Here is a 25,310-nt window from a genome sequence, read left to right on the forward strand (position 1 = left end):
CTCACTCCTGCCTTCCGCGTCCGGTGACCAGGTCGACCAGGAACGGGCCGGGGGTGCCGAGCGCCTGCTCGACGGCCGCGGCGGCCTGGTCGGGTTTCCCGACCCGGACGCCCGGGACGCCCAGGGAGCGGGCGAGGCCCACGAAGTCGATGGCCGGCGTGGACAGGTCGAACATCTCCGGCTGTGCGTGCGCGGCGATGTCCACGCTCTTCCAGTACTCCTCGATGTTGAGTTCGAGGAGCCGGTAGCTGCTGTTGTTGCAGATGACGAACTTGGCCCCGATGCCGTAGCGGGCCGCCGTCCACAGGGCCTGGATCGTGTACAGGGAACCGCCGTCGCCGGTGAAACCGACCACCGTCCGCTCCGGGTGGGCGAGCTGGGCGGCGATGGCGCCGGGGATGCCCACCCCGAGGGAGCCGCCCCTGGTCTGGTGCCAGTGGCCGGGGCGGGTCGGCGGCAGGTGGCGGGTGAGGTCGGGGGACGCGGTGAGCGCCTCGTCGAAGACGACGGCGTCCTCGGGGAGCCTGCGTGCCAGTTCCTGGAGGAAGGCTTGCGTCGGCAGGGCGTCCGGGTCGAGCTCGGTGCCGTCCTGGCGGCGGGCGGCGGCCCGTTCGCGCGAGCGCGCCGCCGACCGCTGTGCGAACCACTCGTCCGCCCGCGCCCGGCTGCGCGGGCTCATCCGCCGCTCCAGCGCGTGGGTGAGCCCGTCGAGGGCGCGCCGCGGGTCGGCGGCGATGCCCAGGTCGACGGGGAAGTTCTTGGCGATGGCGTCGGTGTCCAGGTCGATGTGGACGACGGGGGCGCCGTCGGCGAAGACGCCGTCGAGGGCCGGGAAGACCTCGGGGAGCGCGTACGTGCCGACGAGGAGGACGGCGTCGGCCGCTGCGGTGACCTTCCGGCTGCTCTCGCCGAACATGTGGCCCAACTGTCCTGCGTAGGCGGGGTGTTCGACGGACAGGTTCACCTCGGCCCAGTCCGCTCCCCACACCTGGGCGCCCCACGTCCGCGCGAGCCGCCCCAGTTCCTCCTGCGCGCCCGCGAAGTGCACGCCGTCGCCCGCGATCACGATCGGCCGCTCGGCTCCCGCGAGGAGACCGGCCGCCCGGTCGAGCACCTCGGGGCCGGCGGTGGCCGTGACGTCGACGTAGGAGGTGGGCACGGCCGGCTCGGCGGTGTCCCGGTCCATGACGTCGGCGGGCAGGACGACGAGCACCGGGCCGTACGGCGGGGTCGCCGCCACCTTGAAGGCGCGGCGCAGCACCCGCAGCGCCGAGCCGGGGTCGACCACGCGCGTCGCCCACTTGGTGACGGGCTCGGCCATCGCGACCAGGTCGACCGCCATCTGGGCGTCCATGGCGTCGTAGCGCAGGCCCGCCTCGCCGGCGATGGCCACCAGCGGGGCGTGCCCGCGCCTTGCCTGGTAGAGCATGCCGACCGCGTTGCCGACTCCGACACCGGTGTGCAACTGCATCACGGCCGGGGTGCGCGTGGCCCGCGCGTAGCCGTCGGCGAGGCCGACGACACTGGATTCCTGGAGCGCGAGGACGTACTCGATGTCCGGGAAGTTGCGCAATTCGTCGAGGAAGCCCTGCTCGACCGTGCCGGGGTTGCCGAACATGTACCGCACCCCGTCGGCTCGCAGCTGTTCGAGGATCGCGACCCGCGCGGGCCTGCTGACCATGACGTGGACCTTTCTGCGAAGGTTTACATGGCTGCCGTGCGGGTGGGTCAGTCGTCGGCCCGGAAGCCCCACTGGCGCAGGCCGTCCTCCAGGACCTCGACGAGCTTCTGGCCCGTCAGGTAGGAGTCGGGGGTCGAGCGGCCGGTGATGAAGGGGTAGTCGACGATGACCGACGTCTCCTTGCCGAAGTTGCCGTGGAAGGCGCCGCCGGGAGCGGTCGCGTCGCGCAGGATGTACTCCAGCGGGTACGGCGGCGGGCCGATCACGAAGTCGGTGCCCATGAAGCCGGTGCCGTCCTTGTAGTCGTACTCGATGCAGTGCCCGGTGACGTGCTTGCCCCGGATGATCGAGACGCGGTCCTCCTGGTCGCGGGCGAAGGCCAGCGGCGCGACGCCGTAGCACTCGGCGGCGATCGGCCGGTTTAGGGCGTGGAACGCGAGGATCAGGTCGTGCACCCGCCAGTTGTTGGCGAGGTCGACGATGGGCCCGGAGCCGCCGACGATGAGCAGGGCGTCGTAGCGGTCGGCGATCTGGTCGCGGATCTGCTCCAGGCGGGTGTTGTACGCCTCCCAGTCACGCAGGAAGTACGGCTTGGAGCGGTAGGGGCGGTCGGGCAGCCAGGACGACAGGTCGAGCGGGCCGTCCAGCCGCGGCGAGCTGTCGACGGCCCGGACCTTGGCGGCCATCTCGGGGGTGGTGACGGAGCGGCCGAGCGGCGGGTCCACGTAGTCGGGGTCCATGCTCGGCGGCAGGGCGACCGGGCGCTTGCCGGTGGGCGTGGCGAACGCGACCTGGTAGCCGGCCTTGTCGAAGGTCTCCAGCGGGCCGATCAACTCCTCGCCCCAGTAACCGTATTCGGACAGGACGACGAGGATGCGCTTGCTCATGGGGTGTCCTCTCGTGCGACGCGGGTCGGATGGGACCGGTCGAACTCATGTCTACGTTTCGCGGGCCGGGCCCGGCGGCTCCGGCCGTCCCGATCGCGCCACATCCCCAAGTGGGCGCGCGTACTACGCCATTTCGCCCCGCGACGTCGGCAAGCCCGCGGTCCGACCTCACGCAATGCCCCGGCCGGCCCCCCGGTGCCGGGCCCGGGTCCGCGCCGCCGTGGCCCAATCGACCGGGACACATCCGGAAGACACCGGACACTCCTTCAGCGAGAGGGACTTGGCATGACGACCGCACAGAGCCCGCGGACGGAGCCCGGCCAGGACGTCGCCGCGTTCGTCCAGCACTGGTACGACATCCTGAGCAGCCACGAGCCCGTCGAGGACCTGCTGGCGTACGTGATCGACGACGGCCTGGAGATGGCGTTCCCCGAGCGCACCCTGCGCGGCCACGCCGACTTCCGCGACTGGTACGCGGCGGTGGGCGCGAGCTTCGGCCCGCAGAGCCACATCGTGGAGAAGCTGCGCACGCACGAGCACGACGGTCTCGTCGACGTCCAGGTGACCGTCGTGTGGACCGCGAAGAACCTCTCCGACGGCAGCGTGTCGGCCCTGCGCATCGACCAGGACTGGCAGCTGGTGCGCGATGGTGCGGACGGGGCGTTGCGCATCCGCACCTACCACGTCGGCGCCCTGAACCCGGCCTGAGCCGGCGATGCGAGAGGTTCCCATGTCGTACGACTACGTCGTCGTCGGCGCCGGCAGCGCGGGCTGCGCCGTGGCGAGCCGGCTCAGCGAGGACCCGGACGTCAGCGTGCTGCTCCTGGAAGCCGGCGGCTGGGACGAGCGGCCGGAGATCCACCGCACCGACGCCGCCTCCCTCCTCGCCCTGCTGACCAGCGAGTGGAGCCCCACGATCGACTGGGGGTACGCGACCGAGCCGGAGGCCGGCCTCGGCGGTCGCCGCGTCCCGGTGGCCCGCGGCAAGGTGGCGGGCGGCTGCAGTTCCGTGAACGCCCTGATGTGGGTGCGCGGCAGCCGCCACGACTACGACGGCTGGGCGGCGGCGGGCAACCCCGGCTGGTCGTACGCGGACGTGCTGCCCGCCTTCCGCCGCGCCGAGGACTACGACCGCGGCGGCGACGCGCTGCGCGGCAAGGGCGGCGCCGTGCGGGTGCGCGACCACACCGATCCGACGCCGGTCGCGAAGGCGTTCGTCGCGGCCGCCCGCCACCTCGGATTCGACGCGCCCGGCGACGACTACAACGGCGAACGGCAGGACGGCTACGGCTTCCTGTACCAGACGACCCGTACCGACGACGGCGCCCGTGCCTCGACGGCGACCGCCTATCTGCGTCCCGCGCTCGACCGACCGAACCTGACCGTGGCCACCGGCGCGCACGCCACCCGGCTGCTGCTCGACGGCACCCGCGTCACCGGCGTCGCCTACGTCCAGGACGGGCAGGGCCGGCAGGCGTGGGCGGACGGGGAGGTCGTGGTCAGCGCGGGCGCCTTCGAGACGCCGAAGCTGCTGATGCTCTCCGGGATCGGCCCGGCCGCGCACCTGCGCGCGCACGGCATCACCGTCGTGCAGCACCTGCCCGGCGTCGGCGGCAACCTGCAGGACCACCTGTTCGTGCCGGTGTGCTACCGGTCCCGCGAGGAGCACCCCGAGGGGGCGCTGCTGTCCGAGGCGGGCCTGTTCACGCACGCCCGGGGCGGCGGCGAGGACCGGTCGCCCGATCTGCAGTTCACGTTCGGGCCGGTCAAGTTCCTCGCCCCCGACGCGCCCGCCGAACAGCACGCGGGGCCCGGCTTCACGTTCGCGCCGATCGCGCTGCTGCCCGTAAGCCGCGGCCGCGTCCGGCTGCGCTCCACCGACCCGGCGGCCCCCGCCGTCGTGCAGGCCGGCTACCTGACGGCAGGAGCCGACGTGGACGTCCTGGTCCACGGGGTGCTGCTGGCCCGGGAGCTGGCGCACACCGCGGCCTTCGACCGGCTGCGCGGCGAGGAACTGGGGCCCGGCGCGGGCGTGCGTGACCCCGGCGAGCTGCGTGCCTACGTCGCCGCGCGCGCGACCACCCTGTGGCACCCGGCCGGCACCTGCCGCATGGGCACGGGAGGGGACGCGGTCACCGACCACGAGCTGCGCGTGCACGGCGTCGCCGGGCTCCGCGTCGCCGACGCCTCCGTGATGCCGACGATCGTCGCGGGCAACACCAACGCGCCCAGCGTGATGATCGGCGAGCGCGCGGCCGATCTGATCAAGGACTCCCACCACCGACGGACCGAGGAGACCCACCATGCCCACCTCTGAGAACACCGCCGAGAACTCCGCGAGCGTCGCGCTGTACCGGCGCTTCCTCGACGCCTTCAACGCGGCGGACTACGACGCCGTGGCCCAGGTCGTCGGCGCGGACTTCACCGACCACCACCCCGGCTTCGAGATCAAGGGCCTGGACGACTACCTGGCCGCGCTGCGCGCCGCCCACGCGACGTACGGCCTCAAGGGGGAGCTCCAGGAGGCGCTGCCCGTCGGCGGCCCGGAGGGCGACGACAAGGTCGTCACGCGGGTGAAGCTGACCGGGACGCACGGCGGCACGGTCTTCGGCTTCCCGGCGACCGGCCGCGCGGTGGAGTGGACCACCACGGAGATCTGGCGGGTCGAGGACGGCCGGTTCGTGGAGCGCTGGGCCCAGGACGACCTGCTCGGCCTGCGTGAGCAGGTCTCCACGGACGCGGCGAACCTGGCGACCGTGCAGGCGGTCAGCGACGCCGTGAACGAGCGCCGCTACGACGACCTCGACGCGCTGTTCGGCCCGACGTTCCGGGACAACAACCCGGCCTGGGACGTGTCGAGCCTGGACGAGCTGAAGGTCATCATCAAGGCCGCGCACGACGCCCTCGACTTCACCGTGCGCCTCGACGCCCTGTACCCGGCCTCCCCGGACAAGGTGATCATGCACATCACCTTCCACGGCAAGCACGTCGCCCCGTTCTTCGGCCAGGAGCCCGACGGACGCGAGGTCTCTTGGACCAGCCTGGAGGTGTACCGCCTGGAGGACGCCAAGGTCGTCGAGCGCTGGGTGCAGGCCGACACCGCGGGCCTGATGCGCCAGCTGGACGTGCCGCTTCCGTGACACCCGCAACCCAGCCGATCCCGTACGCCGAGGAGGCCGCGATGAACACCCGAGAGATCGTCGACACCTACTACCGGCTCGCCAACCTGGGCGACTGGGACCCCTGGTGCGACCTGTTCGCCGTCGACCAGACGATGGACGAGCAGCTCGCCGGACACGTCGAGGGACGCGAGACGCTGCGGGACATGATGAAGGGGTTCCCGCAGATGTACGCGTCCTTCTCCAACGTCCCCGTGCACATCGTCGTCGACGGCGAGCAGGCCGCCGTCGTCTCGCACATCTCCGCCCGCACCCCGCGGGGCGAGTCCGTCGAGGCCGACGTGTGCAACTACTTCAGGATCGCCGGCGGCGAGATCGTCTACATGACGAACGTGCACGACACGGTGCCCTTCGCCGCCGTCACCGGTGGGGCGTGAGGCCCGTGTCCGCACCCGCGAACGCCCGCTGGTCGCACGTCGGCCTCAACTGCCGTGACCAGAGGGCCACGGAGGAGTTCTACCGGCGCTGGTTCGGCTTCGAGCGGGCCCGCGTCGTGGAGGCCGACGGGAGCCGGGTCGTCTTCCTCAAGGCCGGCCCCGTCTACCTCGAACTCTTCCCCACCGAGTCCGAGGCCGCCTTCCCCACCGCGAAGGACGGCCCGGACAACCCCGGTGCCGCCCGCCACCTGGCCTTCCAGGTCGACGACGTGGACGCGTTCATGGAGGCGGCCGGCGGGGAGCTGGAGGTGCTGCTCGGGCCGCTGGCCTTCGACGCGTTCATCCCCGGCTGGAAGACGGTCTGGGTGGCCGACCCCGACGGGGTCGTCATCGAGGTGAGCCAGGGCTACACCGACCAGACCCCCGCAGAACTGCGGTCCTACGCGTGAGCACGTGATCCGCGTACGCCCGCACCGGGCGCGGCCGGTCGACCTCGGCCGGCCGTGCCTTCCATCATGTTCCGACGCGCACGAGGAAACACCGGGAAAATGGAGACCATGAGCCCTGTCAGCGAACAGACGATCCTCATCACCGGCGCGACCGACGGACTCGGCCGCGCCCTGGCCCTCGAACTCGCCGATCAGGGCGCCACGCTGATCCTGCACGGCCGCAGCGCCCGCAAGGGGCAGGAGCTGCTGGAGGAGCTGCGGGAGCGGACCGGCGCCGACCGGTTCCACTACGAGCTGGCCGACTTCTCCTCCCTGGAGGAGATCCGCAAGCTCGCCGACCGCGTCCTGGCCACCTGCGACCGGCTCGACGTGCTCGTCAACAACGCCGGGATCGGCGTCGAGCTGGCCCGCCAGGAGAGCCAGGACGGTCACGAACTCACCTTCCAGGTCGACTACCTGGCCGGCTACATGCTCAGCTGCACCCTGGCCCCGCTGCTGGTGCGCTCGGCCCCGGCCCGGATCGTCAACGTCACCTCGGCCGGGCAGGCCCCGCTCGACTTCGACGACGTCATGCTGGAGCGCGGCTGGGACGGCGGGCAGGCCTACTGCCAGGCGAAGCTGGCCCAGATCAGCCTCACCAAGGACCTGGCCGAGCAGCTGGCCGGCACGGGGGTCACGGTCAACGCCCTGCACCCGGCCTCGTACATGCCGACGAAGATCGTGGTGAACCTCTTCACCCCGCAGAGCACCCTGGAGGAGGGCATGCGCAACACCGCCCGCCTCGTCACCGACCCGGCGCTCGCGCAGGTGAGCGGCGAGTACTTCAACCGGGCCACCCCGGCGCGGGCCGGTGCCCAGGCGTACGACCCGGCGGCGCGGGCGCGGCTGCGGGAACTGAGCGAGTCGCTGACCGGCGTCGTCCTGCCGCCGCTCGGCTGACACACGGGACAGCGCGCGACCCCCGCCCCTCGGCCGAGGGGCGGGGGTCGCGGTGTCTCACCGGCAGGCCGTGACGGACAGCGCGTGGTGGAAGACGTCGCGCGGGTCCCACTGCTTCTTCACCGCCTGCAGGCGCGGGTAGTTGCCCTTCCAGTACAGCGTCTGCCAGGGCACCCCCGAGGTGTTCCACCGCGGGTCGGTCAGGTCGGGGTCGGGGTAGTTGATGTACGACCCGTCGGCGTCGCCGTCCGGCAGCGGCACGCCCCCGGTGGCGGCGTAGAAGTCCCGGTACAGGGCGCGCAGCCAGGCCACGTGGCGGTCGTCCTCGGCCGGGTCGGTCCAGTACGTGAGGAAGTTGGCCTTCAGCATGGAGTCGCGCTGGGCCAGGGCGGTGGCGTCGGGGGCGACCGTGGTGACCTGGGCCCCGTAGGAGAAGAGGATCGCGCCGCCGTGTCCCGTGTACGTCCGGTCGCTGAGATTGCGGTACAGGACCGCGAGCTGCGCGTCGGACCAGCCCTTGCGCAGGTAGGCCCCCTTGAACTTGCCGCGGTTGTACAGCCCGGTGTCGTAGTGGTCCTTGAGGGACTCCTTGAGCCACGGCGTGCTGTGCGCCGTCGTGGTGTGCGGGGCGCCGACCCCCTCGGCGATCGCCGCGATGTAACTGTCGAGCAGCTGCCGGGAGTCCGGCAGGGAACCGTCGAGCTGGGCGGTGAGGGAGACGGCGCCCTGGACGTAGTTGTAGAGCAGGAGTGCGCTGTTGAGGGTGTCGTAGTCGGTGCCCGGTGTGTTGTGGGCGGCGTGCCAGGCGTTGTGGTTGCGGACGATGCGGGTGAAGTCCGCCTCGGTCAGATCCGTCCACTTCCAGCTGGTGGAGGTCTTGAGCAGGCTGTGCGGCGGCTTGGGCAGCAGGCCCGCCGGGTCGGTGCCGGTGGCGTCCGGGGAGCGGAACCAGAAGGTGGTCACGATCCCGAACTGGCCGCCGCCACCGCCGGTGTGGGCCCACCACAGCTCACGGTGCGGGTCGTCGGCCTCGCGGGTGGCGACCACGGAGCGGGCGGTGCCGGTGGAGTCGACGTACACCACCTCCACGGCGTAGAGGTGGTCGACGACCGCGCCGTACTTGCGGTTGAGCGGGCCGTAGCCGCCGCCGGTGACATGGCCTCCGACACCCACGGTGGGGCAGTCACCGGCCGGTATGGTCACGCCCCACTCCAGGTAGAGGGTGCGGTAGACCTGGCCGAGGGTGGCGCCGCCCTGGACGGAGAAGGCCCGCCGGGACGCGTCGTAGCCGATGGCGTTCATCTCGGACAGGTCGATGAGGACGCGTACGCCCGGGTCGTCGAGGAGGCCGTCGAGGCAGTGCCCGCCACTGCGCACCGCGATCCGGGCCCCGGCCGTGACCGCCTCCTGCACGGCGGCGACGACCTGGCCGGTGGAGTGCGCGAGCCGTATCGTGTCCGGCTCGGCGGTGAACCGGGCGTTGTAGCCACGCTGGGTGAGGTCCAGGTAGCGCGGGTCCGACGCGGTCACGGTCACCGTGTCGACGAGGGCGCGGCCGGCCTCGTCACCGGCCGCCCGGGGCGCCGCCTCCTCGGCCTGCGCGGCCTGCGCGCCCGGGGTGCCGAGGGCGACGGCACCGCCCACACCGCCGGCGGTGCCGAGGAATCCACGGCGGGTCAGTCGAGCCATTTCCGCTCCTTCGGGGAAGCTCTTGGGTGAGCTGTGTGTGGTGTATTGCGTGAGGTGGTGAACCGCGTGAGGTCGATCGCGTCACGTGGAGCGCGTCAGACGCATCGCGTCAGGCGAATCGCGTCAGGCGAGCAGCGTGCGGCGCCTCGCGGCCGGCCGGCCGGGCCGAAAAGGGCTGCCGCCCCTGGAGCGGACTCCGGGAACGGCAGCGGGGCGGGTGCGGACGTCAGCCGGTGGCGCGCGCCGGGTTCTCCGCCGCGACGGCCGCCCGGGTGCCGCCCGCCACGGGGGCCGGCGACGACGTCTTCCGCGCCACGAGCAGCCCGGCGGCCACGGCCGCCACCAGGCCGATCAGCGGCACCACGGCGAGCACCCCGATCGCGGTGGACAGGCTCATCGCGCCGACCATGCCGCCGACCGCGGCGGAGCCGAGCGAACCGCCGGTGATGAACACGAGCTGGAACACACCCGCGGCCACCCCGTGCACGGAGCTGTCGACCAGGTGCGGCACCGCGGCCATCAGGGCGACCTGACCGGCGCTGAACCCCGACACACAGGCGGCCACCGCGATGACCAGGGCGACGGGCTGGCGCCCCGCGAGCGCGGCGAGCAGCAGTCCCGCGGCGCTGAGCACGGTGAGGGCGGTGACCAGGCGCAGCGGGCCCACCTTGTGGGCGAGTCCACCGGCCGTGCGGGACAGGACCGCGCTGACCACACCGGTCGGCAGCAGGATCAGACCGATCTGGGTGACGCTCAGGTCGTGGTCCATGAGGATCAGCCGGGGCGCCGCGAACTGGATGATGAGGTAGCCGGCGAAGAGCGTGAAACCGGCCGCCGCGGCGAGCACGAAGCGGGCGTTGCTGACGACCAGGCGCGGCAGGAACCCGTCGGGCACCCGGCGCACGTGCCACACGGTGGCCGCTGCCAGCGCGATCGCGAGCACCGCGAGCACCAGGACGAGGGTCTCCTTCAGGTGGGTGGTGCGGGCCTGGAGGAGGACCGCCAGGGCCGCGGCGAGGGCGAGGCAGAGCACGGCGCCGCGCGCGTCCAGGCGTTCGGGGCGGGGCTGGGTGGCGGGTGCGATGCGCAGCACCCGGATCGCGGCGATCGCCGAGAGACCGGGCAGCGCGAGCGCCGCCTGCCAGCCGATCAGGTCGGTCAGGGCGCCCCCGAGCAGGGCGCCGCCGCCGGAGACGATCCCGACGACCGCGCCCATGGTGCCGATGGTGCGGCCGCGTTCGCCGGGTTCGGTGAAGAGCCGGTTGGCGACGCCGAAGGAGAGCACGGCGGCGACGCCACCGCCGATGCCCTGGAGCATCCGGCCCGCGATGACGGCCGGGAACCAGGGGACGGCGACGACGAGGACGGTGCCGGCGAGCAGCAGCACCATGCCGGTGACGATGGGCATGCGCAGACCGCGGATGTCGGCGAGACGGCCGGCGAGGGCGGAGGCGACGGAGAGGGTCAGCGTGTAGCCCGCCAGCACCCAGGCCGTCGCCCCTGAGGCCACCGAGAGGCTGTCGCCGAGCGCGGGCAGTGCGATGGGCGTCGCGGACATTCCGAGCGCGCTGGGCGCCAGGAACGCGCCCAGCACGAGCCCGGCGGAGAGGGCGCCGGGGCGGGTTTGGTCGGACATTTCCACCTCAATCGACATTGACGTACACGGTCTTGTACTGCAGGTACTCCTCGATGCCCTCGGGGCCCAGCTCGCGGCCGTAGCCGGAGGACTTGTAGCCGCCGAAGGACGTGGAGTTCTCGAACGCCGCCCAGGTGTTGACCCAGACGATCCCCGCCTGCAGCCGGGCGGCCACGGTGTGCGCGCGGCGCACGTCGCGGGTGTGCAGACCCGCGGCGAGTCCGTACGGCGTGCCGTTGGCGATCTCGACGGCCTCCTCGTCGGTGTCGAACGGCAGCACCGTCACGACCGGGCCGAAGATCTCCTCCTGCGCGATGCGCATCTGCGGGTGCGCGCCGGTGAAGAGCGTGGGCTGGTGGAAGTAGCCGGGCCCGTCGTGTCCGCGTTCGCCGCCGAAGGCGACGGTGGCGCCCTCCCGGCGGCCGATGCCGACGTACTCGACGACCTTGTCGAGTTGCTGCCGGTGCGCCAGCGGACCGAGCACCGTGTTCTCGTCCAGCGGGTCACCGACCGGTATCGCGCCCAGTACGCCGGTCAGCGCGTCCACCACCTGGTCGTGCACGGAACGGTGCACCAGCAGCCGGGACCCGCTCATGCAGAACTGGCCGGTGTTGAAGAACCCGGCCTGGAAGGCGGCCTGCACGGCCGCTTCGATGTCCGCGTCGGCGAAGACGATGTTGGCGCCCTTGCCGCCGAGTTCGACGGTGACCTTCTTCAGCGTGCCGGCCGCGGCGGCGATCAGGCGCTTGCCGGTGGCCGTGGAGCCGGTGAAGGAGATCTTGTCGACGCCGGGGTGCTCGACGAGCGCGGCGCCGACACTGGCGCCGCCGCCGGTGACCACGTTGTGCACGCCCTCGGGCAGTCCGGCCTCGGCCATGACGCGGGCGAGCGCCAGGGCGGTCAGCGGCGTCTGCTCGGCGGGCTTGTGGACGATGGTGTTGCCCGCGGCGAGCGCCGGGGCGATCTTGTTGACCGTGAGGTTCAGCGGGAAGTTGAACGGCGTGATGGCGCCGACCACGCCGAGGGGCTCGCGCCGCGTGTACTGCAGGGAGCGGGCGCCCGCCGGGCGGGCGGCGCCCTCCAGTTGCTCGACCATGCCGGCGTAGTAGCGGAAGATCTCGGCTGCGGCCCGGACGTCGAATCCCCGCGTGAACGTGATCGGCTTGCCGACGTCCAGGGTCTCCAGCCGGGCCAGCTCCTCCCCCGCGGCCTCGATGCCGTCGGCCACGCGCAGCATCAGCCGGCCGCGTTCCTTGGCGGGCATCCCGGGCCAGGGGCCCACGTCGAAGGCGCGCCGCGCCGCCTGCACCGCGCGGTCGAGGTCGCTGGTCCCGGCCCAGGCCACCTCGCATATGGGTTCCTCGGTGGCCGGGTTGATGTCCTGGACGGTTTCTCCGGAGTCAGCCGGCTGGAACTTGCCGTCGATGAACAGGGAGCCGTCGCCGACGGCCTGGGGCAGGGGGATCGTCATCGGACCACTCCTTCGCGAACGGATGCTCGGTCTGTCGCACGCCGCGCGCCGCGGCTGGGCACCCGAGAAAGTTAGGTCCGGGTGGGAGGCGGGGGCCGGGCAGCGGAGCGAGGTCGGCACACTGCGTCAAGTCACGCCGGGGACCTGGCCACTTGACGGTGTCCCGGGTGCCGCGCGCCCCCGTCGGGCTCAGCGTCTGACGAAGATCAGGGGGACGTGCCGGCCGCCGGTCAGCAGCCAGTGCTCCAGGCCGTTGACGGCGACGAGCACGAACGCCACGGCGCCGAGCGTGACCAGGCCCGGCACCAGCGGCGCGGCGAGCGCGAGACCCAGCAGCGCGAGCCCGCCGGCGAAGCGGGTCACGGAGGCGGCACCGAACATCCGGCGGCGCGTGTAGCAGAACGTCAGCGTGAACAGGGCGGCGCCGACGGGCAGCAGTCCCGCGGCCATCCGGTACGGCGTCGCGGTGGGCGCCGCGACGATCCGCTCGGCGCCCACCGCGACCAGCAACAGCCCGGACACCAGGGCGAGATGGCCGTAGCTGAGCACGTCGCGCACGACGACGGCGGGCGTCGGATGGGAGCGCAGGGCGTGGGCGACGGCGGACGCGGCGAGGTGGAAGTACAGCCACCACAGGCCGCAGCCGGTGAGGAACGCGAGGGCGACGGCCGCCAGCTCCGTCGGCCCGAGGTGGCGCCCGCCCACCCAGGCGCCGACGGAGACGACGTTCTCGCCGAGGGCGATGATGATGAACAGGCCGAACCGCTCCGGCAGGTGGTTGACGCCGAACGCCAGCTGTCGCAGGTGGCCGCTCAGGACGAGCGGCGCGAGGATCTCGGCGACCACGGCGATCGCCCACCCCGCGGTGCGCATCTGGTCCGGCAGGGCGGTCACCCCGAACAGGGCCAGCGCGAAGGCGAGGCCCGCCCGGTAGGGGTGGATGGTGTAGACGGCGCACTCCCGCCGTATCGCCTCGCCTATGAGCAGCCGCAGGGCGAGATAACTGCCCGCGTACAGCAGCGCCTCCGACCTGGTCTCCAACGCGTGCTGCGCGGACATGCACATCCCGTAGGTGGCGAGCCCCGCCAGCAGCAGGAAGACGCGCTGCATGTTGGTCTCGTGCACGGCGTTCATCGCCATCACGACATCCACCCACGCCCACCACAGCGGCACCAGGACGAGCAGGCAACTGCCCAGCTGCGACCAGCCCGGGTGCAGCGCGAGCACGTGGGCGACCTGGCTGACTCCGAAGGCGAGCACCAGGTCGTAGAAGAGTTCCGTCCATGTGGCCCGGTCGCGTACGTCCACGCGCGTCCGGGCAGTGACTTCGGCCACCGCTGCACCAGCTTCCTCTCGGGGTACGGACCTGCGACAGGAATCGCGGATTGCAGCACTGACTGTGTACAGCGGACACGCGTACGGCGGAGCGGCGGGCGGCGCGCACCGGGCATGTCGGCAAGTCGGCGGACGGTCTGTCCCAACTCGCCGCGCCCCGCGATCCAGGACGGGCATGAAGGCCCTTTCAGGTACGGCGGCTCCACCACGCGCACGGCGGCGAGCGTGCGTAGGAGACCGGCGAGCCGGGCCTGGATCAGGGCGATGCGCCGGGTGCCGGCCACCAGCAGCGCAGGAGCTGGAAGCGTAGGTGCGCGGGCAGGTGGCCCGAGGCGGCCGGGCCGGGTCGTGCCGGGTGGGGCGGTCGCCGACGCTCGGGTGGTCGTCGGTGACCTGGTGCCGAGCGGCAGCCCGGCCGGCAACGGCGTGCACGTGGCGGCGGCTGCGCGACGGCGAGGTGATGGACGGCTCCGTCACCGACCTCGGCATTCAGTGTCAGGGGGCACCAGAGCGGCACCTTCGTGCCGGGAACCGCGCCGGTTCCCCGGCCGGCCGGCCGGCGCCGCAGCCGGGAACGGCCGTGAGCGATCCGGCTCCCAGCGGCTCCGGCGGGCTCGCCGCCGGCGTTTCCCGCACTCCGCCCCGTCCCGCTGCCGGGGCCGCTACCGGGGCATCCGTACGGAGAACTCGTTGCCGTCGGGGTCGAGCATCAGCGCCCGGCCGGCGTCGCCCTCGCCGGTGCCGGTGCGCGTCGCGCCGAGCGAGACCAGGCGGTCCGCCTCCGCCCGCCAGTCGGCGTCGGCGGGGAGCGCCAGCTCGAAGGCCGGCCTGTTCGGCCCGGTCTTCGGGGCCACCGGCGGACCACCCCACGTGATCTTCGTACCTCCGTGGGGCGATTGGATCGCGGTCTCCTGGTCCTGGTCCCAGACCAGCGGCCACCGCAGCGCCTCGCTCCAGAAGTAGCCGACCTCCTGCGTACCGTCGCAGGCCAGCGCTCCGATGAAGCCGGTGCCGGCGAGGAACGCGTTGCCCGCCTCGATGACACAGAACTCGTTGCCGTCCGGATCGGCGAGCACCACATGCCCCTCTTCGGGGAGTTGGCCGACGTCGATGTGTCTCCCGCCGAGCTCCAGCGCCCTGGCCACCGTGCGCCGCTGACCCTCCGGGGATACGCTCGTCAGGTCGAAGTGCGCCCGGTTCTGGCCGGTCTTCGGCTCCTGGCCCGGCAGGAATCGGATGCGGAACCCGGTATCCGCAGGGGGCAGGAGCACTATGCCGTCGTCCGGGCCGTCGGCCGGCTCCCAGCCCAGGAGCCCGGACCAGAAGCGCGCCAGGTCCGCGGGCCGGGTCGTGTGGAAGCAGATGGCGAACAGTTGGCTGGTCATGTCCCGTGCATCTCCGCTCCGCCGACGGCGGTACGGCGCCACGCCCTCCCGCGAGCGCAGCCTAGGCGGGCCGCCGCGGCACGCGCATCCGAGTTTCCGTCGCCCGCCCGCTTGCCCTGGTCAATGGGTCACGATGCTCAGGGTCACCCGCGAGGGTGACCACCGCTGCAAGCTCCCACCGCGCCAGGGCGCCCTGCCGCGCGCCCCTGCGCGGCCGGCAGCCTTCATCAACCTGCGGGTCCTCGACCCGGAGCACGGGCACTGGCGGCGCGGTGTGAGGTCCGTCGCCATCACAACCGGCTGCACCCCGCTGCAGGTGGCGGGCGGCCACGCACCCTCCGGCGCGCCGCGACGGACCCTCGTGGCGGAGGCCCTGGCCTCGGGATCCATCACCAAGAGGCCCCCAGCACCGTCCTCGCCGGCGCAGCCGATCTCACGACGAAGCCGCACCGAGAGCTCCGGCGCGTCTTCGTCGTCTCACGATCCGCCCGACGCCATGGTGGGGGTTTCCCGAGTCGGCATGGTCAGAAGCCGGCCGGGCCCGCGGCAGCTGTCGCCGGGGCCTTCGGCCCCCGTGCCGTACTCACGTCAGCACACACCGGCTCCGCCGGGAGACCGACGAGATAGCGGGAGCGTTCGGCAACGGTGAAGCCACGCCCGAGGGCACCGCAGATTCTTCGGACAGCCTCGTCCGGACCGGGAAGTGCTGCATCCCATATGTGTATTTCGCTCGAGCCACCCGTGCCGTCGAGAGCGCCCTCGCCGACAGGTGCCGCGCTCACCAGCGTGTCGCCGTCCGGGCTGAACACCACCTCCGACGGCGTTCCCACCTCGCTGGAGAAATAGGCGCGTTGCTGATGAGTGGTCACGTCCCACAGGCGGATCCCGCTGCCTGCCGTCTGCGGGAGAGAGCCGTCGTCCGGGTTGGCCATGGAACCGACACTCGCGAGTGTGTCTCCGTCCGGACTGAACACCACTGCCCACATCAGTCCGTCGTCGCGGGAGAGGTCGGCTTGTTGCCGGCCTGTCCCCACGTCCCAGAGCTGGACCTTCCCCCCGGTGGCGTCCGTGGTCGCGCCGGCGAGCAGCTTGCTGTCCGGACTGAAGGCCACCGACCGTACCTCCCCGTCCACGGTGATGGCGGAGCCTCGCTGTCTGCCCGAGGCCACGTCCCACAACCGCAGAGTGCCGGTGCCGACGCTGACCAGCGTCCTGCCGTCGGGGCTGAACGCCACCGACTCGACTTCCGTCCACGGCGGTTCTCCGTGGACGAGTGGGGCGCCTCGCGGCCTGGCCTCCGCCACGTCCCAAAGCCGTACCCTGCCGTCCTCGCCGCCATAGGCCAGCGTCCTGCCGTCCGGGCTGAACGCGAACGCGCACAAGTAGTCCTGGCCATCGGCCGGGAGCCCGGCCCGGATCCGTCCTGAGGCCACGTCCCACAGGCGTGCCGTGCCGTTCTGGTCACCTCCCGCGAGCACCTTGCCGTCCGGGCTGAACGCCCCGGCGCACAGAGGAGAGCCACCGAGGTCACGGAGAACGCCCTTGCGCTCGATGTGTGCGGCCATGTCCAACTGCAGCAGATCGCCGTAGCCGCCGGCGCTCAGCAGCGTTCGCCCGTCCCCGCCGAACGTCATCGCGACGACATGACCGTGAACGGGTCGAGTCCGACCCGTCGACTCACCACTGTCCGTGTCCCACGTCCGTACCGAGTCTCCGCCACCGCTGGCGAGTGTTCTCCCGTCAGGACTGAACGCGACCGACCACACCTCGCCACCGTGTACGAGCGCGGCGTTCGGCTGTCGGCCGGAAGCCGTGTCCCAGAGGCGGATCCTGCCGTCCTCACCGCCGCTGGCAAGTGTTCTCCCATCGGGACTGAACGCGACCGACCACACCTCGCCACCATGAACCAGGGGGTCGCTCCGCTGCCGGCCGGAGGCTGGGTCCCAGAGGCGGATCCTGCCGTCCTCACCGCCGCCGGCGAGTGTCTTCCCGTCCGGGCTGAACGCGATCGCCCCCACCTGGCTACCGGGGTCGGTGATGGCGCTGCCGCGCTGCCGACCGGTGGTGACGTCCCACAGCCGTATCTCACCGTTGTCGGGGTCGCTCGTGCTCGTGGCCGCGAGTGTTCTGCCGTCCGGGCTGAACGCCACGGACCGCACCTCGCCGGCGTGGGTGGCGTCGGAGCCGCTCCAGTGCTTACCTGAACGTACGTCCCAGAACCACACCTTCCCGTCGTGTCCTCCGCCGGCAAGCGTCCTGCCGTCAGGGCTGAACGCCACTGACCAGACCCATCCGTCGTGTACGTCGAGTTCACCTCGCGACCGGTTTCCCGGCAGGTCCCACAACCGAAGTGTGCCGTCGTCACCGCCGCTCGCGAGCGTCCTGCCGTCCGGGCTGAAAGCCAAGGACCGCACCTTGCTGCCATGATGAGTGACGAGGACTCTTTCCTGTCGTCCCGAAGAGACGTCCCACAGGCGGATCAGGCCGTCCTTTCCGCCACCGGCGAGGGTCCTGCCGTCCGCGCTGAACGCCACCGACTGGATGTCGCCGTCCTGTGCGCCAAGAAGGTGGGCAAGCCCCAGGTCGGCCGCACGGAGGAGGCCCGCGCGCGCTTCTCGGGTGGCCGAGGTCTGATACGCCTGGACCGCCATCAGCGATGCCAGGTCAGGATCGCTGTCCAGAAGGGCCTGGGACTGTGCGGCAAGCTGCCGGGACTGTGCCTGGTGCTGCGCGTCGAGAGCTTCTTGGCGCAGCCGGAAGGCAGCGCCGGTGACGACCAGGGCGAGGGCCAGGAGAGACGCCAGGAGAGCATTGAGGCGTCGCGTGCGGCGGAGGCCTGCTTGCTGGCGGCGCTCGCTGGCGGTGAGGAAAGCCGCGATCTCGGCAGGAAGGGCACGTTGGCGGGCCCACTCCAGTCCCTCCGCGAGGGCGGTGCCGACAAGCAGGTCGGCGGGAAGGCCGGTACTGGCGTAGCGGCTGTACAGGTCGGTGACCTGGTGCAGCCATGTCTGGAAACGGTGGTCCCTCGCGATCCACAGGCGCAGGTCGCTCCAGTCACGTATCAGCGCGTCATGGATGAGCTCGGTGACCGGCTCACCCGGCCGGCCGTCGGACTGTGATGTCCTGCTGGTGATGATGACCCGGTCGCGGCTCAACGCCGCGATGACCTCTTCGAAGACGGCATCCGGGGCGGAACGCGCGTCCTTGACGTCACGCGCGAGAACCCGCAGCCGGGCAAGGGGCACCTGCTGGCGGGTGGCCGGTGTGCCGTGGGCGTCGTCGGAGGGGCGGACCAGCGCGGTCAGGATGCGTTGCGCGGTGGGACGGTGACCGGCGGGCAGCGCGTTCAGGGAGTTGTTGCACCAGGTGGTCAGGCTGCCGGTGACCTCTCCGATGCGCTGGTAGGAGTCGTGGGTGATGCGACCCTCAGCACGGCGTTCCCACAGCTGGGACAGGGCGAGTTGGAGAGGTGGCAGAAGCGTTGCCGGCGTACGGCCCAGGGAATCGGCGGCTCGTAGGTCTTCGACGATCCGGTCCGCCAGACCTTCCTCGAAGCGCGCACCGGCGTCCCGCGCGGGCTGCACGATGATCTCGCGCAGTTCGGGGAGCGTGAGCTCGGCGAACACGTCCAGCGCGCCGGGCCTGGCGGCGTTCAGCAAATCAGGGCACAGGTCGGCCAGGCGCGGGTAGAAGTCGTTGCGCATGATCAGGATCACGCTGAGTCCCACGTGGGCGTCGATCGCCGCGACGAGATCCTGAACCGCTGCCGAGGGCGCTGGGGAACACCGACTGTCGTCCCACGGCTGGGTGAGGAGCTCCTCGAACTGGTCGATGACCAGAAGCAGCCGGTCCGCTGGTTGTTCCGCGAGGTGACGCTCCACCGCCCGGCCGATGCCCTGTTCCGCCGCCTCGGACAGCCCCGAACGCTCCAACTCGTCGAGGAGGTTCTGCCCGGGCCGCGTCAGGAGATGCGCCCAGCGATCGCTGCCCGGCAGCGCGCCGTCGGACAGCGCGGAAATCACCCCGGCCCGCACGACGGAGGACTTTCCCGCGCCGGAGGGCCCCAGCAGCAGTACGAGCCGGTGCCTGCGCAGGCACTCCAGCACACGGTGCACCACGGCCTGCCGACCATGGAACCATCTGGCGTCCTTCTCGGTGAACGGCGCGAGTCCCCGGTAGGGGCGCACCTTCCGCTCCACCAGTCCAGGCACCACCGTCCGCAGCGTCTCCACCGGCGTCGCGTAGGCGATCCCGAGTCCTCTGTGCAGCGGGTCCGGCTTCACCACCGCCGAGACCATGCCGATGACGAGGCCGGTCACCTCGTCGAACACCGGTCCGCCGCTGAAGCCCCTCGTCAGGTCGTTCGCGTCCGTCAGTTGCAGGAGTGGGCCCGTCACGTCACCGGGCAGCAGATCACCTGCCGCGCCGTAACCGAAGTGGCCGCCGCCGGGTGCTTGACCTGGAAATCCGAAGGAGGAGACCCGGTGCCCCGAACTTCCGGCGGTCGACCCCAGCGGCACCGCCCGGGCCCCGGCAGGCACCCCTGCCAGACGCACGGCGGCGACATCTTCCGCGTCCGGCTCACGCCACGCCCCGGCCAGGACGGTTCCCTCGACCGACGGCCCGGCGGCAAGGTGCCGGAAACGCAGCCGCAGTCGGCCTCCCGGGCCACTACCGGCCGCACGCACCACGTGAGCGCAGGTGATGACCACGTCCCCGCTCCCCAGGAAACCCGCGCCTGCCACACTGCCGTCCGGAGTGAGGATCTGCACCACAGCGGTGGAAACCCAGGAGGTCCGAGTCGCTGCCGGGTCGTCCGTGCCATTTCCTTCCAGACACTCTGCCGGCCCGGAGTCGGGATCTCCCTCTCGCGCTGACACCCTTCAGCTCACACTTCGTCGCCTGCGTCCGCGGCCTTGCGCCAGAGCATCTTGATCTTCAGGTGAGCGGCTGCTTCCCCTTTGTTGACGATCACGCCGACTTGGCCTGACAGATTCAGACCGAACTCGATCTCGACTTCCTCCGGACCCACTTCACGCAGTTGGTCCACCACCGTACGTGTCATCTCCCGAACCGGCTCCAGGGCGTTCTGCAGCGTCTGCGGCATTCTCCGGACCGCGTCCCCCACCCTCCCGGCCTTCACCGGCCCTTCGCCGACGGGGAGTTCGGCTTCCGTCGCCACCTCGAACGCGATCTCTCCGCCGCCCGGCAACACCATCGTGCTGATAGATTCCATCAACTCTCCTTCAGTGACACGCTGTTGGTCATCGCTCACACTGTTGTAGCCTCTTGAACGCCCCGGTGACAGCGAAGTGTGGGATTCAGTTCCCCGAGCCTGCCTGGCTGTCAGCCACAGCCACGCCCCTGAGGTGCGGGCCCTCCGCAGCACCCGGCGAGGACGACAGGCAGGGGCGCGTTCCTACGCAGTGACCAACTTTGTCCGTAGCCCGAGGAAGCGGCCACTTCTATGCGCGGTACGCGGTCGGTACAGCTCTCGCCCCACGACGTCACGACGGGGCGCGGACCGAAGACGAGGTACCGCCCGACCAGCACGACGGGATGGGCCGCCTTGGCCGTCATCCTGCTGCTCACAGGCTGCACGAACTCACGAGAGCAACCGGATCCCTCCCCTCCGTCCGCACAGCACTCCACGCCGGACCGTCGGTCGAACCCACCGGCTGAGGTCCGGTCCTGCAAGGTGAACGCCTTCTTCAGCGTGCCGGCCGGCGACCCGGTACCGAGAACCGTACGTCTGCCGGACCCACTCACACTGCCGTCCGGAGCAGTCGTCGCCGGAGTACGCCTGGGCCGTGGTGAAGCCGCCCACTACATCCTGGGACCTGAGGGAACCTGCAACGCCTACCTCGGCGCCGACGGCGCCGCCCGTATCGGACTCGGGCCCGCTGACGGAAGTGCAGGGATCTGGGAAGTCTTCTCCCCCGGCGGAGCCGCCCTGTGGGCGAAGTACGGCTGCGCGTACATCCCTGAGGTGGCACGTCTCGTTCCGGGAGAGGACTGTTCGAAACCTCAGGGCACCGAGGTCCGGCCCGTACCGACGGGCGTCCGCGGCCTCTACGCGTCGCTCGCCTGGGCCCAGCCTCCCGACTCCGGGGAACTGTGGGGTCGAGGGAATGCGGAGAACGACAGCGAGGCGACGGCACGCTATGGCACCGTGGCCCTGTTCATGGCCCATGTATCGACCTACTCAGGGCATCGGTATTCGGAGGGACTGTCGATCTCCTGCAGTCTGCCGGACCGACAGGACGACATCTGCGCCGCAAGCCTGGGCATGTTCCTCACACAGATGGAGGGAGCTGCCTCCATGGGGGCAAGTGATCGCAGACGCCTGGTTCGGGTCATCCACATGTTCGTCGAACAACATCGGTCCTGAGGCGCGCTCACCAACTGGTCATGAAGGGTCAGCAAGAGTCCTGCCACGGCCATCCGCAGACGGGCACACCGTGGAACGGTGCAGCACCGCGCTTCGCATGTACCGAACGCTCAGCCGCCCTCTCGCACGCGACGGACCACGGGAGGCGGAGCGCACCGGCGAGTCGCCGACCCGTCGCCGACGCATCATCCGTTTCCGCAGGTCAGCGCACCCGTGCACGTGGCTTCAGCGGCACCGCCGGCACCTCGGGAGCCGGCAGCGGAGCACCGTCGTACCCCTTGACCTCCCCGAAGCGTGTCCCTTCCGTCCAGTCCCGGCGGGCCTGCACGATCTCCTCCTGCGACCGTCCGATCCAGTTCCAGAACATGATCAGTTCCTCCTCGAACGGCTCGCCGCCCAAGAGCATGACGGAGGCGTCCGAGTCGGCGCGCAGGGGGAGTCCGGGGCGGCCGCAGCCGAGATAGAGCATCGAGCCGGGCAGGACGGGCACGCCGTCCACGTGGACCTCGCCGGACATGGACAGTACGGCGTACTCGAAGTCCGGTTCCAGGGGGAGGCGTACGTCCGTGTCCCGGGTGAGGGACACGTCGGCGCCGACGATCGGGGTGTACGCCGTGCCGGGCGAGGTCGTGCCGTCGAGGGTGCCGAGGATCAGGGTGGCCTCCAGGCCGGGGGCCGTGACGGTCGGCAGGCCGGCGTGGTGTTCGAAGCGGGGGTCCGTGTCGCGGTGGGCCTCCGGGAGGGCGACCCACAGTTGGGCGCCGTGCAGGAAGCGGGCGTGCGGCCGGGGGCTCTCCTCGGAGTGGCTGACGGCCCGGCCCGAGGTCATGAGGCCCAGTTCGCGGGGGCGGATCAGCTGACGGCTGCCGGTCGAGTCGCGGTGCAGTACCTCGCCCTGGTGCAGCCAGCTCACCGTCTGCAGGCCCATGTGCGGGTGCGGTGGCACCTGCATGCCGGGTTCCTCGGCGATGTCGTCGGGGCCGTAGTGGTCGACGAAGCACCAGGCGCCGACCATGCGGCGGCCCAGGTTGGGCAGCAGGCGGCGGACCTCGGTGGACTCGCCGAGTGCGGCCCGGCGAGGGCTGAGGAGTTCCCGTACGGGCTCCGCCACCACGAATGCCCGGCCGCCGCACACCGCGGGGACCGCCTGGCGATCCAGGTTGCTCATGCCGCCCGACCTAGTGCGGGCGGGCGGTTCCGTCAGCGCGTCCGGCGCGCTCCGACCGTGGTGGCGCGACCGGCCTCGGAAAGTAATGGAATTTTCAACCAGTGTGCCGGGTTGACGGCGTCGAAGGAGGTCACGAGTGAACACCACGTATTACGGCCACGGGGCCCCGGCGGAGCGCTGGGACCGCGCGCGGATGTTCTTCGACGCCAGGGACTACGCCGGTGCCGCGCGCGTCCTGACCGGGCTCGTCGAGGAGGCGCCCGAGCAGACCGGGCCGCGCCTGATGCTGGCGCGCGCCTACTACCACTCGGCCCAACTGCGCCGAGCCGAGGACGAGTTGCGCATCGTCGTCGAGCAGGACCCGGTGGAGCACTACGCCCGCCTGATGCTCGGCCGTACCCTCCAGCGTCAGGGACGGGACGCGGAGGCAGCCACCCAGCTGCGGATCGCCTCGGCCCTCGCGGGCGAGTTCCACGAGTCGGACGAGTCGGACGAGTCGCAGGAGTTCCAGGGGCCGGAGCGCTGACACCCCTGCGGGGTCCGCATCCGCCTCGGGCGCTACAGCGGGGTCGCCGCCTGGAGGACCAGGAAGAGAGTGACGGCGGAGTTCGCCGAGGACATCGCCGACACCACCGCGCCGACGGCGGCCCCCCACGCCGCGGCGCCGGCCGCCGTGAACACCGACGGCCAGTCCCGTACGGCGGGCGCGGGCGCCAGCAGCGCCGCCACCCGGCGCGGGACCGGCCCGGTGGTGGCCAGGGCGGCGAGCGTGGGCGCGGGTGCGGCGGCCGACAGCAGCGCCGCCCGGCCGATGGCCCGTGCCACCGTGCGCCGGTCGCCGACCGCGCGGGCCGCCTCCTCGTCGGCCCAGCGCTCGGCGGTGTAGGCGACCGCGGAGCGCAGCGGGCGCAGGAACGGGTTGGCGCGTGCCGCCAGGTGGACGGCGAGCAGATGGCGGTGGTGCCGGGCCGCCAGGTGGGCGCGCTCGTGCGCGAAGAGGGCGCGCCGTTCGGCCGGCGCGAGCCCGTCGAGCAGGGCCGTGGTGACGACGATCCGTCCGGGGGCGCCGGGCAGCGCGTACGCGTACGGCGTGTCGTCGGGGAGCACGGCGACCGTGGAGCCGCGCAGGCCGGCCAGGGCCCGCCGTGCGCGCCGGGTGACCCGTCGGTGGCGCCCGAGGGTGCGGGCGCAGGCCGCCGTCACCGCTCCCAGCGCGGGGATCGCCGCGCGGCCCGCGAACCCGTCGTGCGGGACCGCGGCTCTGACCTCGGGGTCGGACCAGCCGTCCGGGAGCGGGTTGCCGGGAAGTTGCGCGGTGCCGACGACCATGAGGAGCACGAGGCAGAGCGTGCTGCACGCCGCCATCACGACGGCGACGGCGGTCAGGAGCCGGGTGGCGGTGCGCGGGTGCAGGTGCAGTTCGGCCAGCCGGGCGACCGGCCAGGCGGTCAGCGGCAGTACGAGCGGCAGGAAGACGAAGACCCCCATGAGGTGTCAGTCCTTTCTGCCGCTTCCGCCCTCTCCGCCCTCTCCCCTGTCTCCGTCCTCTCCCCTGTCTCCGCCCGCGTCGCTCTTTCCGTCCCCCTCGTCCTCGTCCGCCGTCTCCAGCAGCGCGCGCAGGACCTGCTCGTCGCCGGGCGGCAGTGCGGTGACGAAGCTGGCGAGGACGGCCTCGCGGTCCCGTTCGCCGTCCAGGAGCCGGCGCATCCTGAGGGCCGCGAGCCGGGCCACGTCCGCCGTCGGCGTCCAGACGAACGAGCGGCCACGGCGCTCCCGGGCGACCACGTCCTTGGCGAGCAGCCGGGTCAGGATGGTGACGACGGTGGTGTAGGCGAGGTCGCCGCCGAGGCGCTCCTGCACCCAGGCCGCGGTCACCGGGCCGTCCGCCTCGCGCAGCGCGCCGAGGACCTGGCCCTCCAGTTCCCCCTGTCCGCGCCGGGTTCGCCGGTCTTGCGGCGCCATGTCCGTCTCCCTCCGGCGTCGGCGTGTCGGACCACGCTACTTCACTCCGTGGCATGCTGGCGCGATGGCTTCTCCGAGTGCGCGCACCCCCCTCGCGGAGCGGATCGAGGAACTTCTGTCGGCAGGCGGCCCGTTGCCCGTCGTCGCGGCCGGTGATCCGGTGCTGCGGCGCGCCGCCGAACCGTTCGACGGCCAGCTGGACCCCGCGCTGCTGGCCCGGTTCGTGGCGGCCCTGCGCGTGACCATGCGGGCGGCGCCGGGTGTGGGCCTGGCCGCGCCGCAGGTGGGTGTGGGTCTGCGGATCGCGGTCGTGGAGGACCCGGCGCCGGTGCCGGAGGAGGTGCGGCTGGCGCGCGGCCGGGTGCCGCTGCCGTACCGGGTGCTGGTCAATCCGTCGTACGAAGCGGTCGGCACGGAGCGGGCCGCGTTCTTCGAGGGGTGCCTGAGCGTGCCGGGCTGGCAGGCTGTGGTGGCCCGGCACGCCACCGTGCGGCTGCGTGCGCGGGACGAGGAGGGGCGCGCGGTGGACGAGGTGCTCACCGGCTGGCCCGCTCGTATCGTGCAGCACGAGACCGATCACCTGGACGGCGCCCTGTACCTCGACCGCGCCGAGCTGCGTTCGCTGGCCTCCAACGAGGCGATGGCGGCGCGCTGGGCGCAGCCGACGCCCCAGGAGGCCGCACGCGCCCTCGGTTTCGCGTTGCCGCGTCAGTGAGCCGGCGGGTCACCTGCTTCCCTGGTCTGGTCAGTGACCCCCGCCG

Annotated in this window: 21 protein-coding genes and 1 pseudogene; 9 read left to right on the forward strand and 13 right to left on the reverse strand. The window is 72.0% G+C overall.

Translation table 11 applies throughout. The annotated features are described in order from the left end of the window. Nucleotide 1: 1 nt before the first annotated feature. Both AB0G56_RS02040 and AB0G56_RS02045 read right to left on the reverse strand, forming a co-directional pair. Nucleotides 2-1,681 (reverse strand): thiamine pyrophosphate-binding protein, encoded by a 1,680-nt coding sequence (locus tag AB0G56_RS02040; protein WP_360962108.1) that lies wholly within the window; start codon nucleotides 1,679-1,681, stop codon nucleotides 2-4. 47 nt (nucleotides 1,682-1,728) lie between these two features. Then, nucleotides 1,729-2,568, reverse strand: coding sequence for a type 1 glutamine amidotransferase domain-containing protein (locus AB0G56_RS02045; protein WP_360962111.1), 840 nt, complete (start codon nucleotides 2,566-2,568; stop codon nucleotides 1,729-1,731). Between the two features lie 285 nt (nucleotides 2,569-2,853). Between AB0G56_RS02045 and AB0G56_RS02050 the strand changes: the two genes are divergently transcribed. The 6 genes from AB0G56_RS02050 (at nucleotide 2,854) to AB0G56_RS02075 (ending at nucleotide 7,512) form a co-directional block, all read left to right on the forward strand. Next, a complete protein-coding gene (locus tag AB0G56_RS02050) occupies nucleotides 2,854-3,276 on the forward strand; it encodes a nuclear transport factor 2 family protein (RefSeq protein ID WP_360962113.1) in 423 nt (140 codons plus the stop codon). A gap of 7 nt (nucleotides 3,277-3,283) precedes the next feature. Beyond that, nucleotides 3,284-4,885: a GMC family oxidoreductase N-terminal domain-containing protein gene (locus tag AB0G56_RS02055; RefSeq protein WP_360962116.1), complete on the forward strand. Its 1,602-nt coding sequence runs from the start codon at nucleotides 3,284-3,286 to the stop codon at nucleotides 4,883-4,885. Then, nucleotides 4,872-5,708 (forward strand): ester cyclase, encoded by an 837-nt coding sequence (locus AB0G56_RS02060; RefSeq protein WP_360962119.1) that lies wholly within the window; start codon nucleotides 4,872-4,874, stop codon nucleotides 5,706-5,708. The genes AB0G56_RS02055 and AB0G56_RS02060 overlap by 14 nt, the downstream gene beginning before the upstream one ends. Nucleotides 5,709-5,749: 41 nt before the next feature. Continuing rightward, nucleotides 5,750-6,124, forward strand: coding sequence for a nuclear transport factor 2 family protein (locus AB0G56_RS02065; RefSeq protein ID WP_360962122.1), 375 nt, complete (start codon nucleotides 5,750-5,752; stop codon nucleotides 6,122-6,124). Nucleotides 6,125-6,129: 5 nt separating this feature from the next. Next, nucleotides 6,130-6,573 (forward strand): VOC family protein, encoded by a 444-nt coding sequence (locus AB0G56_RS02070; RefSeq protein ID WP_360962125.1) that lies wholly within the window; start codon nucleotides 6,130-6,132, stop codon nucleotides 6,571-6,573. Nucleotides 6,574-6,681: 108 nt separating this feature from the next. Then, nucleotides 6,682-7,512: an SDR family NAD(P)-dependent oxidoreductase gene (locus AB0G56_RS02075; RefSeq protein WP_360962128.1), complete on the forward strand. Its 831-nt coding sequence runs from the start codon at nucleotides 6,682-6,684 to the stop codon at nucleotides 7,510-7,512. A 57-nt stretch (nucleotides 7,513-7,569) separates the two neighbouring features. Here the strand turns inward: AB0G56_RS02075 and AB0G56_RS02080 are convergent, their stop codons facing one another. From AB0G56_RS02080 to AB0G56_RS02115, 8 genes and pseudogenes are all read right to left on the reverse strand, one after another. Next, complete coding sequence (locus AB0G56_RS02080; RefSeq protein WP_360962131.1) at nucleotides 7,570-9,201, reverse strand: FAD-binding protein; 1,632 nt, start codon at nucleotides 9,199-9,201, stop codon at nucleotides 7,570-7,572. A gap of 226 nt (nucleotides 9,202-9,427) precedes the next feature. Beyond that, nucleotides 9,428-10,837 carry an MFS transporter gene (locus AB0G56_RS02085; protein ID WP_360962133.1) on the reverse strand — a complete coding sequence of 470 codons (1,410 nt, stop codon included), beginning with the start codon at nucleotides 10,835-10,837 and terminating at the stop codon, nucleotides 9,428-9,430. Between the two features lie 7 nt (nucleotides 10,838-10,844). After that, nucleotides 10,845-12,308, reverse strand: a complete 1,464-nt coding sequence (locus AB0G56_RS02090) for an aldehyde dehydrogenase family protein (protein WP_360962136.1) — start codon at nucleotides 12,306-12,308, stop codon at nucleotides 10,845-10,847. A 189-nt stretch (nucleotides 12,309-12,497) separates the two neighbouring features. Then, entirely contained in the window at nucleotides 12,498-13,643 is a 1,146-nt protein-coding gene (locus AB0G56_RS02095; protein WP_360962139.1) for a low temperature requirement protein A, read from the reverse strand. 191 nt (nucleotides 13,644-13,834) lie between these two features. Continuing rightward, nucleotides 13,835-14,030, reverse strand: a pseudogene (locus AB0G56_RS02100) (LysR family transcriptional regulator); the annotation flags it as partial. A 275-nt stretch (nucleotides 14,031-14,305) separates the two neighbouring features. Further along, complete coding sequence (locus tag AB0G56_RS02105; RefSeq protein ID WP_360962142.1) at nucleotides 14,306-15,028, reverse strand: VOC family protein; 723 nt, start codon at nucleotides 15,026-15,028, stop codon at nucleotides 14,306-14,308. 524 nt (nucleotides 15,029-15,552) lie between these two features. Further along, nucleotides 15,553-19,908 (reverse strand): trypsin-like peptidase domain-containing protein, encoded by a 4,356-nt coding sequence (locus AB0G56_RS02110; RefSeq protein ID WP_360962145.1) that lies wholly within the window; start codon nucleotides 19,906-19,908, stop codon nucleotides 15,553-15,555. Between the two features lie 8 nt (nucleotides 19,909-19,916). Beyond that, nucleotides 19,917-20,264 carry a CU044_2847 family protein gene (locus AB0G56_RS02115; RefSeq protein ID WP_360962148.1) on the reverse strand — a complete coding sequence of 116 codons (348 nt, stop codon included), beginning with the start codon at nucleotides 20,262-20,264 and terminating at the stop codon, nucleotides 19,917-19,919. A 462-nt stretch (nucleotides 20,265-20,726) separates the two neighbouring features. Between AB0G56_RS02115 and AB0G56_RS02120 the strand changes: the two genes are divergently transcribed. Next, on the forward strand, nucleotides 20,727-21,419 hold the full coding sequence (locus AB0G56_RS02120; RefSeq protein WP_360962151.1) for a hypothetical protein: 693 nt from the start codon (nucleotides 20,727-20,729) through the stop codon (nucleotides 21,417-21,419). 202 nt (nucleotides 21,420-21,621) lie between these two features. Here AB0G56_RS02120 and AB0G56_RS02125 read toward each other — a convergent pair whose 3' ends face one another. Beyond that, nucleotides 21,622-22,587, reverse strand: a complete 966-nt coding sequence (locus tag AB0G56_RS02125; protein WP_360962154.1) for a pirin family protein — start codon at nucleotides 22,585-22,587, stop codon at nucleotides 21,622-21,624. 136 nt (nucleotides 22,588-22,723) lie between these two features. On the opposite strand from AB0G56_RS02125, the gene AB0G56_RS02130 reads away from it, so the two are divergent. Continuing rightward, on the forward strand, nucleotides 22,724-23,113 hold the full coding sequence (locus AB0G56_RS02130) for a tetratricopeptide repeat protein (RefSeq protein ID WP_360962156.1): 390 nt from the start codon (nucleotides 22,724-22,726) through the stop codon (nucleotides 23,111-23,113). A 32-nt stretch (nucleotides 23,114-23,145) separates the two neighbouring features. Here AB0G56_RS02130 and AB0G56_RS02135 read toward each other — a convergent pair whose 3' ends face one another. Both AB0G56_RS02135 and AB0G56_RS02140 read right to left on the reverse strand, forming a co-directional pair. Continuing rightward, nucleotides 23,146-24,075, reverse strand: a complete 930-nt coding sequence (locus tag AB0G56_RS02135) for a M56 family metallopeptidase (protein WP_360962159.1) — start codon at nucleotides 24,073-24,075, stop codon at nucleotides 23,146-23,148. 6 nt (nucleotides 24,076-24,081) lie between these two features. Then, the gene (locus AB0G56_RS02140) at nucleotides 24,082-24,549 is read right to left on the reverse strand and encodes a BlaI/MecI/CopY family transcriptional regulator (RefSeq protein ID WP_360962162.1); all 468 of its coding nucleotides are present in this window, start codon (nucleotides 24,547-24,549) and stop codon (nucleotides 24,082-24,084) included. A gap of 64 nt (nucleotides 24,550-24,613) precedes the next feature. Here AB0G56_RS02140 and AB0G56_RS02145 point away from each other — a divergent pair, with 64 nt between their 5' ends. After that, entirely contained in the window at nucleotides 24,614-25,264 is a 651-nt protein-coding gene (locus tag AB0G56_RS02145) for a peptide deformylase (protein ID WP_360962165.1), read from the forward strand. The last annotated feature ends 46 nt before the right edge of the window (nucleotides 25,265-25,310 follow it).

The sequence above is a fragment of the Streptomyces sp. NPDC021356 genome, assembly GCF_040641015.1.
Classification (GTDB): Bacteria; Actinomycetota; Actinomycetes; order Streptomycetales; family Streptomycetaceae; genus Streptomyces.

Coding starts and splice junctions, on each gene's coding strand:
- AB0G56_RS02040 (WP_360962108.1), bottom strand. CDS start 1,681: ATGGTCAGCAGGCCCGCGCGGGTCGCGATCCTCGAACAGCTGCGAGCC.
- AB0G56_RS02045 (WP_360962111.1), bottom strand. CDS start 2,568: ATGAGCAAGCGCATCCTCGTCGTCCTGTCCGAATACGGTTACTGGGGC.
- AB0G56_RS02050 (WP_360962113.1), top strand. CDS start 2,854: ATGACGACCGCACAGAGCCCGCGGACGGAGCCCGGCCAGGACGTCGCC.
- AB0G56_RS02055 (WP_360962116.1), top strand. CDS start 3,284: ATGCGAGAGGTTCCCATGTCGTACGACTACGTCGTCGTCGGCGCCGGC.
- AB0G56_RS02060 (WP_360962119.1), top strand. CDS start 4,872: ATGCCCACCTCTGAGAACACCGCCGAGAACTCCGCGAGCGTCGCGCTG.
- AB0G56_RS02065 (WP_360962122.1), top strand. CDS start 5,750: ATGAACACCCGAGAGATCGTCGACACCTACTACCGGCTCGCCAACCTG.
- AB0G56_RS02075 (WP_360962128.1), top strand. CDS start 6,682: ATGAGCCCTGTCAGCGAACAGACGATCCTCATCACCGGCGCGACCGAC.
- AB0G56_RS02080 (WP_360962131.1), bottom strand. CDS start 9,201: ATGGCTCGACTGACCCGCCGTGGATTCCTCGGCACCGCCGGCGGTGTG.
- AB0G56_RS02085 (WP_360962133.1), bottom strand. CDS start 10,837: ATGTCCGACCAAACCCGCCCCGGCGCCCTCTCCGCCGGGCTCGTGCTG.
- AB0G56_RS02090 (WP_360962136.1), bottom strand. CDS start 12,308: ATGACGATCCCCCTGCCCCAGGCCGTCGGCGACGGCTCCCTGTTCATC.
- AB0G56_RS02105 (WP_360962142.1), bottom strand. CDS start 15,028: ATGACCAGCCAACTGTTCGCCATCTGCTTCCACACGACCCGGCCCGCG.
- AB0G56_RS02115 (WP_360962148.1), bottom strand. CDS start 20,264: ATGGAATCTATCAGCACGATGGTGTTGCCGGGCGGCGGAGAGATCGCG.
- AB0G56_RS02125 (WP_360962154.1), bottom strand. CDS start 22,587: ATGAGCAACCTGGATCGCCAGGCGGTCCCCGCGGTGTGCGGCGGCCGG.
- AB0G56_RS02135 (WP_360962159.1), bottom strand. CDS start 24,075: ATGGGGGTCTTCGTCTTCCTGCCGCTCGTACTGCCGCTGACCGCCTGG.
- AB0G56_RS02140 (WP_360962162.1), bottom strand. CDS start 24,549: ATGGCGCCGCAAGACCGGCGAACCCGGCGCGGACAGGGGGAACTGGAG.
- AB0G56_RS02145 (WP_360962165.1), top strand. CDS start 24,614: ATGGCTTCTCCGAGTGCGCGCACCCCCCTCGCGGAGCGGATCGAGGAA.